Source organism: Pseudomonas sp. AC211, assembly GCF_979258055.1.
The window spans coordinates 305,526-321,521 of the sequence record NZ_OZ409830.1; the positions used below are offsets into that span (position 1 = coordinate 305,526).

Consider the following 15,996-nt stretch of genomic DNA (forward strand, 5'->3'; position numbering starts at 1 on the left):
TCGATTCATACAAGCGATCTCACTGCCAGAGCCTGTGTTCCCCTCAGCATCTTTCTGCCAGAATCGCCTGCACTTTCCCTCGCCAAGGAGCAGGCATGAACGCCGAACAGGCACAGCAACGACTCGGGCAAATCGAAGCGTTCCGCCAGGAACTCAAGCAACTGCAAACCGAGCAGGTGCTTACCCTCGACGCCGAACAGCGGCAGCGAGTCGATGACCACCATCGGCAGTTGCTGAACCACTTCTCCGCCACCCTGAATATCGATGCCGACGAGCGTTCGCGTCAGCTGTCGCTTGGCATGCGCGTCGCCTCGTTGTTCGGTGCGTTGGCGCTGGCGGCCAGTTTGTTTTTCCTCTTCCACCAGTTCTGGGGCGTGTTCAGCGAAGGCCAACAAGTGGCCATGTTGCTGGGCACCACGCTCGGCACCTTTGCCCTCACGGTATGGCTGCACGGCCACGACCGTAGCGGCTACTACACCAAGTTGGCGGCGCTGATCTGCTTCGTGGCGTTTGTGCTGAACCTGTCCCTGGCCGGGCAGATTTTCAATATCACGCCCTCAGACAAAGCCCTGATCCCCTGGGCCGCGCTCGCGTTTCTGTTGGCCTATCAATGCAACCTGCGCTTGTTGCTGGCGGCGGGACTGATCTGCGTGGGCGGTTATATCGCTGCGCGGGTCGGCGCGTTTGGCGGCGGCTATTGGTTGTCGGTGGGGCGGCGTCCAGAGAATTTCTTCCCCTCGGCGCTGGTGCTGTTCTGCTTGCCGCTGGTGATCAATCACGCGCGCTTCCATGGCTTTGCCGCGTTGTACCGCGTGTTTGCGCTGCTGTTCGTGTTTCTGCCGGTGCTGGTGCTGTCGTTCTGGGGCGAGGGCAGTTACCTGCCGCTGGAAGCCAGCGCGGTGGAGTCGCTGTATCAATACCTGGGCTTTGTTCTCGCCGGACTCGGCGTATGGCTGGGCATTCGCGCCGGTTGGCGCGAGGTGAGCATCACCAGCGTGGTGTTCGGCGTGCTGTTTCTGTACACCAAGCTGTTCGACTGGTGGTGGGAAACGCTGCCCAAATACCTGTTCTTCCTCGCCATCGGCGTGATTGCGGTGTTGCTGCTGGTGCTGTTGCAACGGTTGCGACTTTACGGCGTGAAAACCCGCGGAGGTGCGCTATGAGCCCGTTGAAACGAACCTTCTGGCTCGGCGCCGGGCTGATTCTGCTGAGCAACGCCGTGGCGCTTGGCGGCGTGTATTACAACCGCAGTGGCGAGCCAGACAGCATGTTGCGCTTGTCGGAACGTGAGTTGTCGGTGGCCTACAACAGCGTGATGAACAACAACGACGCCGCTGGCCAGATGCTGCAGCTGGATGCACGCCTGGCGGACGGCTGGGTAAACCGCGACAAACTGCGCGAGTTGGGTTTTGAGATCGGCGAGCACGGCGAAACGTACAGGCGCGACCGTTGGGAGCGCGAGGCGCTGGTGGTGCTGGAGCTGAACGGCGAGCAATACCAGACCGAACTGACAGCCGCAGAAGCCGAGCTGAAACAGGCGCAAATCCAGTTTGCCGCTGCGCCAGACAGCCCGGAGGCAAAACAGGCGCTAGACAACGCCGACTACCAATTGAGTCGCTTCAAGGCCAATAACACGCGGCTGTATGTGGTCGACGCCGGCCTGGACGCCGACAGCTTGCGCCAGCGTTATCCGGACCGCAGTCGCTACAGCCTGGCCCGCGCCAGCGTGCGCGCAGGCTTCAAATGGAGTGCCGGTGTGCCGACGCCAGACGACTACACACTGTATTTCGAGCTGGCTGAAGTCAGTGTGCCGAGTCGCTGGCGCACGGTGTTCAGTGCCTGGAATCCGTACGACCGGGCGGCCGAAGAGCGCAACAAGGTCAGCGTGGACGTGACCTTCGGCAAGCGCTTCGAGCCGTGGATTACCAGCGCCAAAGCGCAATAGCAGCGGTCAGATGATCCGGCCGTTATCCCGAGCCGGTTCCAGGCGGATGGCCACAAACTTCGAGGTCGGCGTAAAGCTGCCCTCGCCGACGCTCTCCAGCGGCACCAGCGGATTGGTCTCGGGGTAGTAAGCCGCCGCTTGCCCGGCCGGAATATCGAATGCCAGCAAGGTAAAGCCGCTGATGCGCCGCTCGCGGCCATCGCCCCACAGCGACAACACGTCGACCTTCTGCCCCGGTTTGTAGCCAAGCCGAATGATGTCCGCCTCGTTGGCAAAGACCACGTCGCGCTGACCTTTGACGCCACGATAGCGGTCGTCGAGGCCGTAAATCGTAGTGTTGTACTGGTCGTGCGAGCGCAGGGTTTGCAGGATTAGGTCCGGCACTTCGCCACGGGCGCGAATGCCTTCGTGAATCAGGTCTTCCGGCAACAGGTTGGCCTTGAACACGGCCAGGCCAGACGCCGTGTTCCAGCGCCGCTGGCCAGCAGCGTTGCCCAAGTAGAAACCGCCTGGGTCGCGGGCGCGTTGGTTGAAGCCCTGGAAGCCCGGCACGACGTCGGCGATCAGCTCGCGGATGCGGTCGTAGTCCTCAATCAGCCAGTTCCAGTTCACTGGCTTGTTGCCCAGCGTGGCGGCGGCGATGCCGGCGACAATGGCGGGCTCCGAGCGCATCTGCTTACTCAGCGGCTGCAACTGGCCGTTGGAGGCATGCACCATGCTGAAGGAGTCTTCCACGGTAACGGCTTGTGGGCCGCCGGCTTGCTGGTCGATATCGGTACGGCCCAGGCACGGCAGAATTAGCGCCTGCTTGCCGATGGTCAGGTGGCTGCGGTTGAGCTTGGTGCTGATCTGCACGGTGAGGTCGCAGTTCTGCAGCGCTTGGTGCGCGCGCGGCGTGTCGGGTGTGGCTTGGGCGAAGTTGCCGCCCAGGCCGATAAATACCTTGGCGTCGCCGTCGAGCATGGCGTGAATGGCTTCCACGGTGTTGTGGCCGAATTCACGCGGCACTTTGAAGTCGAAGCGGCGCTCCAGGGCGTCGAGGAAAAACGCCGGCGGGCGATCATTGATGCCCATGGTGCGGTCGCCCTGCACGTTGCTGTGGCCGCGCACCGGACACAGGCCGGCGCCTGGTTTGCCGATGTTGCCGCGCAGCAGCATCAGGTTGGCGATTTCCTGAATGGTCGGCACCGAATGGCGATGCTGGGTAATGCCCATGGCCCAGCACATGATCACGCGGTCGGCCTGGCGATAGGTGTGCGCCATGGCCTCGATCTCGGCTTTGCTCAAGCCGGACTGGGCAATGATGTGCTCCCAGCTAGTGGCTTCGACCACCTCTAAATACGCTTCAACTTGCGTGGTGTGCTGGGCAATAAACGCCTGATCGAACACCGTAGAATTGCCCTTGGCTTGCGCCTCGCGCTGCCACTTGAGCAGAAATTTCGCTATGCCGCGAAGCGCCGCCATATCGCCGCCCAATGCGGGGCGATAGAACGCCGTGTTGGTCGGACGGTCGCCGTTGCTGAGCATTTCCAGAGCGTGTTGCGGGTTCTGGAAACGCTCCAGGCCGCGCTCTTTCAGCGGGTTCAAACACACCACCTGGGCGCCGCGTTTTACCGCTTCGCGCAGCGGTTCAAGCATGCGCGGGTGGTTGGTGCCGGGGTTTTGGCCGATGACGAAAATGGCGTCGGCATGCTCGAAGTCGTCAAAGGTCACCGTGCCCTTGCCCACGCCGACGCTTTGCCCCAAGGCCACGCCACTGGCTTCGTGGCACATGTTCGAGCAGTCGGGGAAATTGTTCGTGCCGTAGGCGCGCACGAACAATTGATAGAGAAACGCCGCCTCGTTGCTGGCGCGGCCCGAGGTGTAGAACTCGGCCTGATTGGGGCTGGCCAACTGGTTGAGGTGCTGGGCGATGAGCTCGAACGCGGCGTCCCAGGCAATCGGCTTGTAGTGATCGCTGGCGGGGTCGTACACCATCGGCTCGGTCAGGCGGCCTTGGTATTCGAGCCAGTAATCGCTTTGCTCACGCAGCGTGGTGACGCTGTGTTTGGCGAAGAACGCGGCGTCCACGCGGCGCTTGGTGGCTTCCCAGTTCACCGCCTTGGCGCCGTTCTCACAGAACTTGACCATGCCGCTTTCCGCCGACTCGCCCCACGCGCAGCCGGGGCAATCGAAGCCCCCGTGCTGGTTGGTTTTCAGCAGGGTGCGGATGTTTTTCAGCGCGTTGTCACTGTCCAGCCAGAAGTGCGCCACGCTTTTCAGCGCGCCCCAACCGCCGGCGGCGCCTTTGTAGGGCTTGTAGCGCTGGGTGGGGTGGGTGTCGACTTGATGGGTCATTGCGCGAACTCCGGGCTGTACACCCGCGGCGCATTGTTATGCGGCAGGTGAATCAAATTAAGGTGGTGCCGACGTGCCCATTGCACGGCCAGGCCGGTGGGTGCCGAAAGGCTAACGAGGGTGGTAATGCCGGCGCGCAGCACTTTCTGAATGAGTTCCAGGCTGCAACGGCTGGTCACCAGGGCCAGGCCGCCGGCGGTGGAAATCTGCTGGCGCAGGAGGGCGCCGATGAGTTTGTCCAACGCGTTGTGCCGGCCGATGTCTTCACGGCCTAGCAGCAGCTCGCCCTGACCGTTCATAAACACCGCCGCGTGCACCGCGCCGCAGTGCTGGCCCAGCGGTTGGAAAACAGTGATGCGCTGGCGTAAGTCGATGAGCCAGGCAGCGGGCGGCAAGGGGGCACGCTTTAAAGGACTGAGCGATGGCAGCGCTTGTTCAACGGCCTCGACGCCACACAAACCGCAGCCGCTGGTGCCGGTGAGCTGGCGGCGTTGCTGCTTGAGTTCCCAGAAGGCGCGGCTGCTGACTTGCACATCGGCCTGACGGGCAGAACCGGTGCCGCTGAGGACGACGTCATAAATCTCGTCAATCGACTCAACGATACCGTTGGCGAGGCTAAACCCTACAACGAAGTCTTCCAGATCAGTGGGCGACACCAGCATCACCGCCTGGTTGATACCGTTGAACGAAATGGCCAGCGCCACTTCCTCTGCCAATTCCACAGACGCAGCAGTGCCGTGCTCCAGCTCGTAAAAGCGGTAGCCCTGGCTGGCTTGTTCAGACGTGGTGGAGGAATCGCAGGCGGAAGCCGCCGCAAGAGGCTGGCGTTTGCTGTTCATTGTCGTCACCGAGTTGCACGAGGTTCGGTTGATCGTTATTTGAACAGCCTAGGCCGCCCGTCGGTCGGCGTCTAATCGCTAGTTCTGATGCGGTGATAGAGGGCGTCGATGGGTACTGAATTGCAGGTTTTGTGGCGCGGCTTGGCGGCATTCCGATTAGCTGCGATTTTCAAGTGCCGAGGTTTCCAGGAATCGCGGCTAAAGCCGCTCCCACAGAGAGCGGTGCGTGTTGGCTACGATTCGAGCAGCATGGCGCCGGCTTCTTGGAAGCAGGCTTCGGCGAGTGCGGAGCGCGGGGCGCTTTTGCGCATGATCAGGCCCAGCGGCGCCAGGGTTTGGGCGTTTTCGATGGGCTGAAGGCGCAGGTGTTTGGTGAGCATGTCGACGCCGCCATAGAGCGGCATGATCGCGCAGCACAGGCCGCCGTGAACGGCCTGCACCAATTGATGCACCACGTCGGTTTCCAGCAGCGGGGTGGGCGTCAGGCCCCGGCTGCGGAAGTTGTGGTTGATCGATTGGCGAAAGTGCATGCCGCTGGATAACAGTCCCAGCGGCAGATTGATCAACGCTTCCCAGGTCAGTTCAGCCGCGTCGAAACGGAAGAAGCGCTGGTCGTACAGCAGGCCCATGCGCGTTTGCATCAAGTTGAGGCTGTCGAAGTGTTCGGCGTTCAGGCGGTCCAGGTACGACACACCGATGTCGAGTCGGTTACTCGCCAAGTGCTCAAGAATTTGCTCGGAGCTGAGCGCCGACAATTCGAAACGCAAGCTGGGGTGCTGCGTGTGCAAGCGCTGCAACAGCGGCACCGGGTCGTAACTGGACAGCGGTACTACACCCATACGCAAGGTGCCGATCAAGCTGCCGCGACAGGCCGCCGCCTCGGCATTCAACCCGTCATACGCCGCCAGTACGGTGCGCGCCCAGGCCAGCACGCGCTCGCCCGCTTCGGTGAACCCTTCGAAGCGCTGACCGCGTACCACCAGCGGCAGCTGCAGTTCCTCTTCGAGGCTGCGCAAGCGCATCGACAGGGTCGGTTGGGTGACGTGGCAGCGCGCCGCCGCCTGGCCGAAGTGCCGGGTTTCATCGAGGGCGATGAGGAATTTCAGCTGCTTGATGTCCATCGGTACCTCAACTGGCGGGCGTATGGCTTAAAGCAGGCCGTCGATTAGCAGACGGTAGTCTTCCACTGCGCTGAATTCTTCGGTGTCTTTGGGGCCCATGCGGCTATCGGGCTCGCGCACGGCCAGCAGGTGCGCGACGCCGTACTCCCGAGCGCTGCGCAAAATCGGCAGGCTGTCGTCGATAAACAGGCTGCGCTCAGGCTCGAAGGCGAAGTCGTTTTGCAGGGCCGCCCAAAAGCGTTGGTCTTCTTTTCGGAAAACCATAGTCGTGGGAGCTGATCAGGCGGTCGAAATTGGGGGCTAATTCGATGCGCTCCATTTTCAGCGACAGCGAGTCGCGGTGCGCATTGGTGATGAGCACCACACGCTTACCGGCCTGGCGCAGGGCAACGAGAAATTTGTCGGCGTCGGGGCGCAGGGAAATTAGGTGCGCCACTTCCCGTTTCAGCTCGCGAATCGGCAGGTTGAGTTGAGCGGTCCAGAAGTCGGTGCAGTACCAATTGAGCTGGCCGGCGTGATCGCGAAACAGCGGCAGCATGTGAGCATTCGCCTGCTCGCGGCTGAGGCCGTGCACGTCGGCGTAGCGCTGGGGCAAGTGCTCAAGCCAGAAGTGGTTGTCGAAGTGCAGATCCAGCAACGTGCCGTCCATGTCGAGCAGAACGGTGTCGATGGAAGACCATGGCAGGTGGGACATAACGATAGCTCTGCAGGGGAAGTGGCGTTTTTCACACACGCTGTAAGGAAAAGAGGCGTGATCTGGTCAGCAAGCGTAATCCGGCGCGGCGACAATCCGAAAAGCCGCGTTATGATAACCCGCCAGGTCACGCCAAGGAGCCGTCCCATGCGTCAGAAACCCACCGTCCTCAACCGCGAAATAGTGGCCAGTAGCCGCCTGTTTCGCGTCGAGGAGTTGCAGCTGCGTTTCAGCAATGGCGTCGAACGCACCTACGAAAGACTGGTGGGCAAGGGCGTTGGCTACGGTGCGGTAATGATCGTGGCAATGGCCGACGCCGAGCACGTACTGCTGGTGGAAGAGTTCTGCGCCGGTACGGACGATTACCAGCTCTCATGCCCTAAAGGGCTGATCGAGCCGGGCGAAGACGTGCTGGACGCTGCCAACCGCGAACTCAAGGAAGAGGCCGGTTTTGGCGCCCATAAATTGGAGCGGCTGACCGAGCTGTCGCTGTCGCCCGGTTATATGAGCCAGGTGATTCAGGTGGTGCTGGCGCGTGATCTTTACCCCGAAACGCTGCCCGGCGATGAGCCTGAGCCAATGGGAGTTGAGCGCTTCAGCCTGCACGAGCTGTCGAGCCTGGCGCAGCATCCACAATTCAGCGAAGGCCGCGCGCTGGCTGCGCTGTACTTGGCGCGTGACGTGCTGACTCAGCGCGGCGAATTCACCCCGGCGGTGCGCTCGTGAGCCTGCTGCCACTGATGGAACAAGTGGTCGCCCTGGCCCGAGAGGCGGGCGCGGCCATTCTTCCGTATTGGCGCAGTGGCGTGGCGGTAACCGCCAAGGCCGATGACTCCCCGGTGACTGCTGCCGACCTGGCCGCGCACCACATTCTGGCGGCCGGCCTCACGGCCCTGGATCCAAGCATTCCGGTGTTATCTGAAGAAGCGGCCGACATTCCTCTGAGCGAACGCGCCGGCTGGACGCGCTGGTGGGTGGTCGATCCGTTGGACGGCACCAAGGAATTTATCAGCGGCAGCGACGAGTTCACCGTCAACGTCGCGCTGGTAGAAAACGGCAAGGTGCTGTTCGGCGTAGTCGGCATGCCCACCACCGGCCGTTACTTCTACGGCGGCGCCGGCCTCGGTGCCTGGCGCTGCGATGCCCATGGTCAACCGCAAGCGGTGCATGTGCGCAACGCGCCGGAGCAGGGGTTCACCGTGGTGGCCAGTCGGCGCCATTCCAGCCCTGAGCAAGAGCAATTGCTGGCCGGGCTGAGCCTGCTGTTCGGCGACTTGCAACTGGCCAATGTGGGCAGCTCGCTGAAGTTCTGCTTGCTCGCCGAGGGCGCGGCGGATTGCTATCCACGGCTGGCGCCTACGTCGCAGTGGGACACCGCCGCCGCGCAAGGCGTGCTGGAAGGTGCCGGTGGCGAGGTGCTGGATATTCACGGCGAGGTGCTCACGTACGAAGCCCGTGAATCGTTCCTTAATCCGTTCTTTTTGGCCCTGCCGGCGGGTGCGGCGTGGCGCGGGGACTTGTTGCGCTTGGCGAAGGGCTTGAGTGCCTGAGCACCTGGAAGTGAAAGCCTCTCCATCCGCACGCGGTTGATGGGGAGAGGCTTTAGCCGCGATTGCCCTTAAAGCATGTCCTTGAAACGCTCATCTTTCTTGAATACCAACGGCTGGCTAAAGCCGGGGATGCGCATCTGCTCGGCGGTAATCTCGATGGCCTGGTCTTCGATCATGTCCTGGCCAAAGTTGTAGATGATGTCGAGTTGGCCATGCAGCGCACGCTGGTCGTAGGCTTTGGCGTTGGCGCGGGTTTGCTCGCGACGAGCCACATAATCAGCAAAAGCCGTTTCGCCATGGCGCTTTTTCAGCATGCGCTCGGCGACATGGGGCGCGAGAATCACGCCGCTGGCGTTGTTGCCGCCAAAGCCCTTGGAATTGATAAAGCACACCTCCAACTGCTCAGCGCCCACGTCGCGGTCCTGCGTGGCGATCGCCAGGTGCTGCTGGTGCACGTCCGGGGCAACGGCGTCGATGGTTTTGATGCCGGGAATAATGCCGTACTTGAACGAGCCCAGCGCCGAGATCAATTGATCGCCGCTGGCCGTGGCGAGGGAATGGCCGACGAAGGCTTTCACCGCCGTGACCGGCCAGCTCTTGATATCGAAGGCGGCGGCGACGCGGTCCAGCAATTCCGATTCAGTCACGCGGTTGGCCGGTGTGCTGGAGCCGTGGGCGTGAATAAAGCTGCGTTTTTGCACGCTTTCCAAACCGACAATTTGTACCGCGCTGGCGACAGCCTTGGCGACGGTGAGGTAGTTGCCCGGGCCGGGTGCAGAAATGGATTTCTTGAAGCCGTCGGCGTTGATGAACACATCGGCAACCGCACCGTGGATATCGGCGCCCAACTCCAGCGCCAAGGCGTCGTCCATCAGCACCACGTATTGCGCGGATTCGGCCAAGGTAAAGCCGCAGTTTTCGCCGAACGGGCGGCTCGCGCGGCGGAAATTGACGTCGTCACGGCCTTCGATCAGGCGTAAGCCTTCTTCGGTAGCCAGGGCGCCCATGGCGCTATAACCCTCAATGCACTCCGACAAAATCGGCGCTTCGCTGTTGCCAACGATGGCCACGCGAACCTGGCCGGCGGCAATTACATCAATGGCTTTTTGCAGGTTGTAGAGGAAGGTGGCGCAGGCGCCGGTCACGCTGCCCGTCGTGCCCACGCTGCCCAGCACGTACGCGTTGATAAAGTCAGTCGGCATGCTGTTGAAGCCCAGCGGTAACTGCTTGGCTGACACGCGCTGGCCCTTGAGGCGCGACTGCATCAGGCCGCCAAAGCCGTTTTCGTCGAGCTGGCTCATGATGCTGCCGGAGAACACCGCGACTTCATCGGGCTGAACGTGGCTGACAATGGTTTGCCAGTCCAAGCCGGTAGAGCGCAGGGCATCCGTCGCGGCGACAACCGACATCTGCAGGCCGCGCGGGTGGAAGCGGGAGTTGTACAGCTCGCTCGGCTCGAAACCGGTCGGCAACTGGCCGGCGGACTTCACGCTCAGCGCCCGATAGCTGTCGACTTTGAATTCGCAGCTGCCGTGTAGCGTGACTTGCACCTGGTTGCCTTCGAGAGTTTCCACCGCCCAGTTGGCGGGCAGCGGTTCGGGCAATTGTTTGCGTTGGGCAATAAAGGTCAGCGGCTGGGTGGGGCTGGTGTCGACCTCAAGGTTTTTTTGCCAGTGCACGGCGTCGGGGTCCAGGTGCTGCTTTTCGATCCGGCGAACCAACGTGGACTGCAAAATCTGCGGGCCGAAACGTGCTTCGATATCAGCTGCAGCCAAGCTTTTGCCAGCAGCGTCCTGATAAGCGCCGTTTACATAGCTAACCAACTTCATCATCACCGCCAGGCCGACCAGGGTTTCGAGCCGGGCGGCGGCGTCCATCGACTCCAGCACGGTGCGACGAAAACCGTGGTGGAAGGAGCTACGGCCTGCGGCGTTATACCCACCAAACCCTACGATGACTGGAAGTCGAGACATCTAGCGCAAACTCCTTAAAAAGTACCAGGGCAAGCCGGCTAGGCTGAAAAAGGCTTGCCGATTGTCGATCAATTGAAATGATGATGACGGCCCCGTTAAGTGGGCACGCTTGATCGAGAGACTATGCTGACGCGAGCTGTGACTAATGAGTCACTGTCAACGGCAAGGTTGTTGGCCGTCAAGGCTGCTCGTCTGGCTGTAAGGAAGGGCTGATTGATTGCAGCGAAACGGCTGAAGCGCTGATATTTGCAGGGGCGTTTGGCTAGGTTTGAAGCAGGGGCGTAGGAGGGATTTTTGCGGGGTTTGTTAAGGGCGGTCGTTGTAAGGCTCGTGACGGTCGGATGGGCCTTGCCCGAGGCGCGGCCCATCCAGCACGTTGTTAGCGGTAGATCACTTCGGTGCTTGCAGTGGAAACGCGAGTACCTGCTTTGCCTTGAACGATGGCTTCGATGTCGGCGAGCGAACCAATCACCGCGACCTTGCCGGTGTTGCGCGCAAACTCGCAAGCGGCCTGCACTTTTGGCCCCATGGAACCAGCGGCAAAACCTAAGCGTTCAAGCTCATCGGGGTGCGCCTCAGCAATGGCTTTTTGGGTGGGCTTGCCCCAGTCGATGTATGTGGCGTCGACGTCGGTGGCAATTACCAACAGGTCGGAAGTCAGTTGCTCAGCCAGCAGTGCCGAGCACAAATCTTTGTCGATTACCGCTTCCACGCCTTCAAGTTTGCCATCGGCGTTGTAACGAGTGGGAATACCGCCGCCGCCAGCGCAGATCACGATGGTGCCGTGGTCCAACAGCCACTTAACGGGGCGAATTTCAAAGATTTGCTTAGGACGAGGGCTGGCCACTACGCGACGGAACTTATCGCCGTCTGGCGCGATGTTCCAGCCTTTTTCGGCGGCAAGGCGTTCGGCATCTTCTTTCGAATAAACCGGGCCGATTGGCTTGGTCGGGTTGCTGAAAGCGGGGTCGTTGGAATCAACTTCCACTTGAGTAAGCAGCGTGGCAAACGGCACTTCAAACGGCAGCAGGTTGCCCAGCTCCTGTTCAATCATGTAGCCGATCATGCCTTCGGTTTCGGCGCCGAGCACGTCCAGCGGGTAAGGATTCACTGAGGTGTACGCCGCCGCTTGCAGCGCCAACAGCCCTACTTGCGGGCCGTTGCCGTGGGCGATCACGAGTTGGTTGCCCGGAGCGATTTTGGCAATTTGTTCAACAGCAATACGGACGTTTTCACGTTGGTTATCAGCAGTCATGGGTTCACCACGACGCAATAGGGCGTTCCCACCCAAAGCGACGACAATGCGCATGAGCGTTCTCCTGAAAGAATAAAAAGGGGGGCGGCGTGGCAACGGATGCCACGCCGCTGAGGGTCAGATGTCGGCCATAGCCGCGACGAGAATTGCTTTGATGGTGTGCATGCGGTTTTCGGCTTGCTCGAACGCAATGTTGTAGGGCGACTCGAAGACGTCTTCAGTGACCTCAACGCCATTGGCCAAATGCGGATAACGGCTGGCGATGTCCTTGCCCACTTTGGTTTCGCTGTTGTGGAAAGCCGGCAGGCAGTGCATGAACTTCACGCGGGGATTGCCAGCAGCTTTCATCAGGTCGGCGTTTACCTGGTAAGGCAGCAACTGCTTGATGCGCTCGTCCCAAGCTTCCAGCGGTTCACCCATGGATACCCACACGTCGGTGTGAATGAAATCCACGCCTTTAACCGCTTCCTGTGGGTCTTCAGTGAGGGTAATGCGAGCGCCGCTCTCTTTGGCGAAGCCTTGGCACTGCGCGACCAGCTCATCGGTTGGCCACAGCGCTTTTGGTGCGCCGATGCGTACATCCATGCCCAGCTTGGCGCCGATCAGCAGCAGCGAGTTACCCATGTTGTTGCGGGCGTCGCCCAGGTACGCGTAGCTGATGTCGTGCAGCGGTTTGTCGCTGTTTTCACGCATGGTGAGAACGTCAGCGATCATTTGGGTGGGGTGAAACTCGGCGGTCAAGCCGTTGAACACTGGGACACCGGCGTACGCCGCCAGCTCTTCGACAATTTCCTGACCATAACCACGGTATTCAATGGCATCAAACATGCGACCCAGCACGCGGGCAGTGTCTTTCATGCTTTCTTTGTGGCCAATTTGCGAAGATTGCGGATCAATGTAGGTGACGTTGGCGCCCTGGTCATAGGCGGCCACTTCAAATGCGCAGCGGGTGCGGGTGGAGGTTTTTTCGAAAATCAGCGCGATGTTTTTACGCTTCAGGTGTTGCTGCTCGGTGCCGGTGTACTTGGCGCGTTTGAGGTCGCGGGACAAGTCCAGCAGGAAGCGCAGCTCGCGTTGAGTGTGGTGCATCAAGCTGAGCAGGCTGCGGTTGTGCATGTTAAACGCCATTTTTCATACTCCTACTAAATTGGATTCGGTATCGGTGCTGCCCGGCTGGCAGCACCTTTTCAATCAGGGCACTTAGTAATCGATAGGGTCGCGAATGATTGGGCAGGTCATGCAGTGACCACCGCCGCGGCCGCGGCCAAGCTCACCGGCACTGATGGTGATGACTTCAACGCCTGCTTTGCGCAGCAACGTATTGGTGTAGGTATTTCTGGTCATAGCCGACCACCACGCCCGGTTCGAGCGCGACGACGTTGTTGCCGTCATCCCACTGTTCGCGTTCGGCTTCGAACGAGTTACCGCCAGTAGGAACCACACGCAGTTTTTTAAGGTTCAGCGCTTCGCCTACAACTTCGATGAAATGTTTGTCTTCTCGTCGCGCATCCAGGCCATCGGAGCGGCTTTCATCGGGACGGATGCTGAACGGAACGATGGCGTCTACCGCCTCGGCGAATACGGTTACCAGGTCGCGATCGCAGAAACTAAAGACCGTGTCCAGGTGCATGGCAGCACGGGATTTAGGCAAGCCTGCAACGATGACGCGTTCGGCCGCTTTGTTTGCGAACAACGACTGCGCTAACTGCGCTACGGCCTGGTGGGTGGTGCGCTCGCCCATGCCGACCAGCACGACGCCATTCCCGATTGGCATCACGTCGCCGCCTTCCAGCGAGGCCGCGCCATGGTCTTTGTCAGGGTCGCCGTACCAGACCTTGAAGTCTTCGTTGGCAAAGTCTGGGTGGAATTTGTAAATGGCCGTCACGAGCAGTGTTTCCTGGCGACGAGCTGGCCAGTACATGGGGTTCAGGCTGACGCCGCCGTAAATCCAGCAACTGTTGTCGCGGGTGAACTGAGTATTGGGCAGTGGCGGCAGAATGAAGCTCGAGCTGCCTAGGTAGTCGCGGAACATCTCGATGGCTTTACCACCGAAGCTACCCGGAAGATCACTGCCAGCGACGCCGCCGATGAGGTACTGGGCCAGCGCGCGCGGCTCAAGGCTCTCCAGCCAGGAGCGCAGTTCGTTGACCAGGCCCAAACCAACGTGATTGGCAGTGACCTTGCGGTCCAGGATCCAATTACGAGCTTCGGGAATCGAGACGGTTTCGGTGAGCAAATTGTGCATTTCCACTACTTCGACGCCGCGCTCGCGCATCTTGGTGACGAAGTCGAAATGGTCGCGCTTGGCCTGGCTTACCCAGAGCACGTCATCGAAAAGCAGCTCATCGCAATTGGTAGGTGTGAGGCGTTGATGCGCCAGGCCGGGTGAGCAAACCATCACTTTGTGCAATTTGCCGGCTTCGGAATGAACGCCGAGTTTTACTTGAGACATGGCAGGTTCCTTCGATTTTCGTAATTACAAAGTCAGGAAGCCGTCGTAGAGCCCGTAGGCCGCTACAAGGGCGCCGATTACCACCAGAGCGAAAATGCATTTCTCGATCTGGGTAAAAATGGGTTGGCCTACTTCACGCTTGGCCTTGGCGAACAGAATTGCTCCTGGGGCATAAAGAAGTGCAGAAAGCAGGAGGTATTTGGTGCCACCGGCGTACACCAGCCATACCGCGTAGATCACTGCGATGATGGCGATTGCGAAATCTTTGCGGCGCTCTTTGGCAGCTTGCTCGTAGGTTTCACCACGAACGGCCAACAGCAATGCATACGCGGCTGACCACAGGTACGGCACCAGAATCATTGAGGTGGCGAGGTAGATGAGCGACAGGTAGGTGCTAGCCGAAAACAGCGTGATGATCAGGAATATCTGCACCATGGCGTTGGTCAGCCACAGCGCGTTGATAGGCGCTTTGTTAGCGTTTTCTTTGCGTAAAAAGGCCGGCATGGTGTGGTCGTTTGCTGCGGCGAAAAGAATCTCTGCACACAGAAGCACCCAAGAGAGCAGCGCACCGAGCAAGGAGATAATGAGGCCGACGCTGATCAGCACTGCGCCCCAATGTCCGACCACGTGCTCAAGCACGGCAGCCATCGAAGGGTTCTGCAGTTTGGCCAATTCCGGTTGGGTCATGATGCCCAGGGAGAGAACGTTCACCAGCACCAGAATCAGTAGCACGCTGATAAAACCGATGATGGTCGCCTTGCCGACATCTGAGCGTTTCTCGGCGCGGGCTGAGAAAATGCTCGCGCCTTCAATGCCGATGAATACCCAGACGGTGACGAGCATCATGTTGCGTACTTGATCCATCACGCTGCCGAGGTCTGGGTTTTTCAAGCCCCAAATATCAGCGGTGAAGATGTCGAGCTTGAATGCGAAGAAGGCGATAAGAATGAAGAGAACAAGGGGCACGATCTTGGCGACGGTAGTTACCAGATTGATAAATGCCGCCTCTTTCACGCCGCGTAGAACCAGAAAGTGAACTGCCCAGAGTAGGGCGGAAGCACCGATGATTGCAGCGGGTGTATTGCCTTCTCCGAAGACGGGAAAGAAATAACCCAGGGTGCTGAACAGCAAAACGAAATAACCAACGTTTCCGAGCCAGGCACTGATCCAGTAACCCCAGGCTGAGGAAAAGCCCATGTAGTCGCCGAAACCAGCTTTGGCGTAGGCGTAAACGCCGCCGTCCAGGTTGGGTTTTCGGTTGGCGAGGGTTTGGAAGACGAAGGCCAGGGTGAGCATGCCGACCGCGGTGATCGCCCAGCCGATCAAAACGGCTCCGACGTCGGCGCTAGCGGCCATATTTTGCGGCAGGGAGAAGATCCCGCCGCCGATCATTGAACCGACGACCAGGGCAACCAGCGCGCCGAGTCGAAGTTTGTGGGCTGAGTCAGACATGACGATCATCCATTCAGAAGGGTTACCGTGAATCTACGCGCGGTCGAGCGGGTAGAGGGCTGACCTAAATCAATAGCTAGCTAACTTTCCATGTTGGCATTCCTGACTTCTGAGATGAGGGGACTACCACAGTTTGTTGTGTCGAGACGTAGCCCACTTGTGGGCGACAAGCACGTCAGTACCACTGCCAGAACCAAACGCTAGACGGGAATCGAAAATGCGCAAGGGCTACGGGTGGCGGGTGATATAGGGTGGCGAACAGCCACTGCGAAGGAAGGAAATAGCAGGCGCAGCAGTGATTTCGAACGGGTCTAAAACGGCCATGTACCTGTAACGCAAGAAAGGCAGGCAGCAGGTGGCCAGCCCTTGACTACACAG

General features: G+C 60.0%; 11 protein-coding genes and 2 pseudogenes. 4 read left to right on the top strand and 9 right to left on the bottom strand.

Annotated elements, in window-relative coordinates; translation table 11 throughout:
* The first annotated feature begins 95 nt into the window (after positions 1 to 95).
* Both ACZZZP_RS01540 and ACZZZP_RS01545 read left to right on the top strand, forming a co-directional pair.
* Entirely contained in the window at positions 96 to 1,163 is a 1,068-nt protein-coding gene (locus ACZZZP_RS01540) for a DUF2157 domain-containing protein (RefSeq protein WP_463384608.1), read from the top strand.
* A complete protein-coding gene (locus ACZZZP_RS01545) occupies positions 1,160 to 1,945 on the top strand; it encodes a DUF4824 family protein (RefSeq protein ID WP_463384609.1) in 786 nt (261 codons plus the stop codon). The genes ACZZZP_RS01540 and ACZZZP_RS01545 overlap by 4 nt, the downstream gene beginning before the upstream one ends.
* A gap of 6 nt (positions 1,946 to 1,951) precedes the next feature.
* On the opposite strand, the gene ACZZZP_RS01550 is transcribed toward ACZZZP_RS01545, so the two are convergent.
* The 4 genes and pseudogenes from ACZZZP_RS01550 to yrfG form a co-directional block, all read right to left on the bottom strand.
* A complete protein-coding gene (locus ACZZZP_RS01550; RefSeq protein ID WP_463384610.1) occupies positions 1,952 to 4,282 on the bottom strand; it encodes an FdhF/YdeP family oxidoreductase in 2,331 nt (776 codons plus the stop codon).
* Complete coding sequence (fdhD, locus tag ACZZZP_RS01555; RefSeq protein ID WP_463536208.1) at positions 4,279 to 5,121, bottom strand: formate dehydrogenase accessory sulfurtransferase FdhD; 843 nt, start codon at positions 5,119 to 5,121, stop codon at positions 4,279 to 4,281. The genes ACZZZP_RS01550 and fdhD overlap by 4 nt, the downstream gene beginning before the upstream one ends.
* A 233-nt stretch (positions 5,122 to 5,354) precedes the next feature.
* Complete coding sequence (locus ACZZZP_RS01560; RefSeq protein ID WP_463384611.1) at positions 5,355 to 6,242, bottom strand: LysR family transcriptional regulator; 888 nt, start codon at positions 6,240 to 6,242, stop codon at positions 5,355 to 5,357.
* A 27-nt stretch (positions 6,243 to 6,269) separates the two neighbouring features.
* Positions 6,270 to 6,936: pseudogene (gene yrfG / locus ACZZZP_RS01565) on the bottom strand (GMP/IMP nucleotidase).
* A gap of 147 nt (positions 6,937 to 7,083) precedes the next feature.
* On the opposite strand from yrfG, the gene nudE reads away from it, so the two are divergent.
* A complete protein-coding gene (nudE, locus tag ACZZZP_RS01570) occupies positions 7,084 to 7,662 on the top strand; it encodes an ADP compounds hydrolase NudE (protein WP_463384613.1) in 579 nt (192 codons plus the stop codon).
* Positions 7,663 to 7,676: 14 nt separating this feature from the next.
* Positions 7,677 to 8,486, top strand: coding sequence for a 3'(2'),5'-bisphosphate nucleotidase CysQ (gene cysQ, locus ACZZZP_RS01575; RefSeq protein WP_463384785.1), 810 nt, complete (start codon positions 7,677 to 7,679; stop codon positions 8,484 to 8,486).
* A gap of 68 nt (positions 8,487 to 8,554) precedes the next feature.
* Here cysQ and ACZZZP_RS01580 read toward each other — a convergent pair whose 3' ends face one another.
* The 5 genes and pseudogenes from ACZZZP_RS01580 to arcD all read right to left on the bottom strand — a co-directional run bounded on the left by ACZZZP_RS01580 (position 8,555) and on the right by arcD (position 15,618).
* The gene (locus ACZZZP_RS01580; protein WP_463384614.1) at positions 8,555 to 10,459 is read right to left on the bottom strand and encodes a beta-ketoacyl synthase; all 1,905 of its coding nucleotides are present in this window, start codon (positions 10,457 to 10,459) and stop codon (positions 8,555 to 8,557) included.
* Between the two features lie 379 nt (positions 10,460 to 10,838).
* The gene (gene arcC, locus ACZZZP_RS01585) at positions 10,839 to 11,768 is read right to left on the bottom strand and encodes a carbamate kinase (RefSeq protein ID WP_463384615.1); all 930 of its coding nucleotides are present in this window, start codon (positions 11,766 to 11,768) and stop codon (positions 10,839 to 10,841) included.
* A 63-nt stretch (positions 11,769 to 11,831) separates the two neighbouring features.
* Positions 11,832 to 12,842 carry an ornithine carbamoyltransferase gene (locus tag ACZZZP_RS01590; protein ID WP_122493488.1) on the bottom strand — a complete coding sequence of 337 codons (1,011 nt, stop codon included), beginning with the start codon at positions 12,840 to 12,842 and terminating at the stop codon, positions 11,832 to 11,834.
* Positions 12,843 to 12,914: 72 nt separating this feature from the next.
* A pseudogene (arcA, locus tag ACZZZP_RS01595) lies at positions 12,915 to 14,166 on the bottom strand (arginine deiminase).
* Between the two features lie 24 nt (positions 14,167 to 14,190).
* The gene (gene arcD, locus ACZZZP_RS01600; RefSeq protein ID WP_463384616.1) at positions 14,191 to 15,618 is read right to left on the bottom strand and encodes an arginine-ornithine antiporter; all 1,428 of its coding nucleotides are present in this window, start codon (positions 15,616 to 15,618) and stop codon (positions 14,191 to 14,193) included.
* Positions 15,619 to 15,996: the final 378 nt, after the last annotated feature.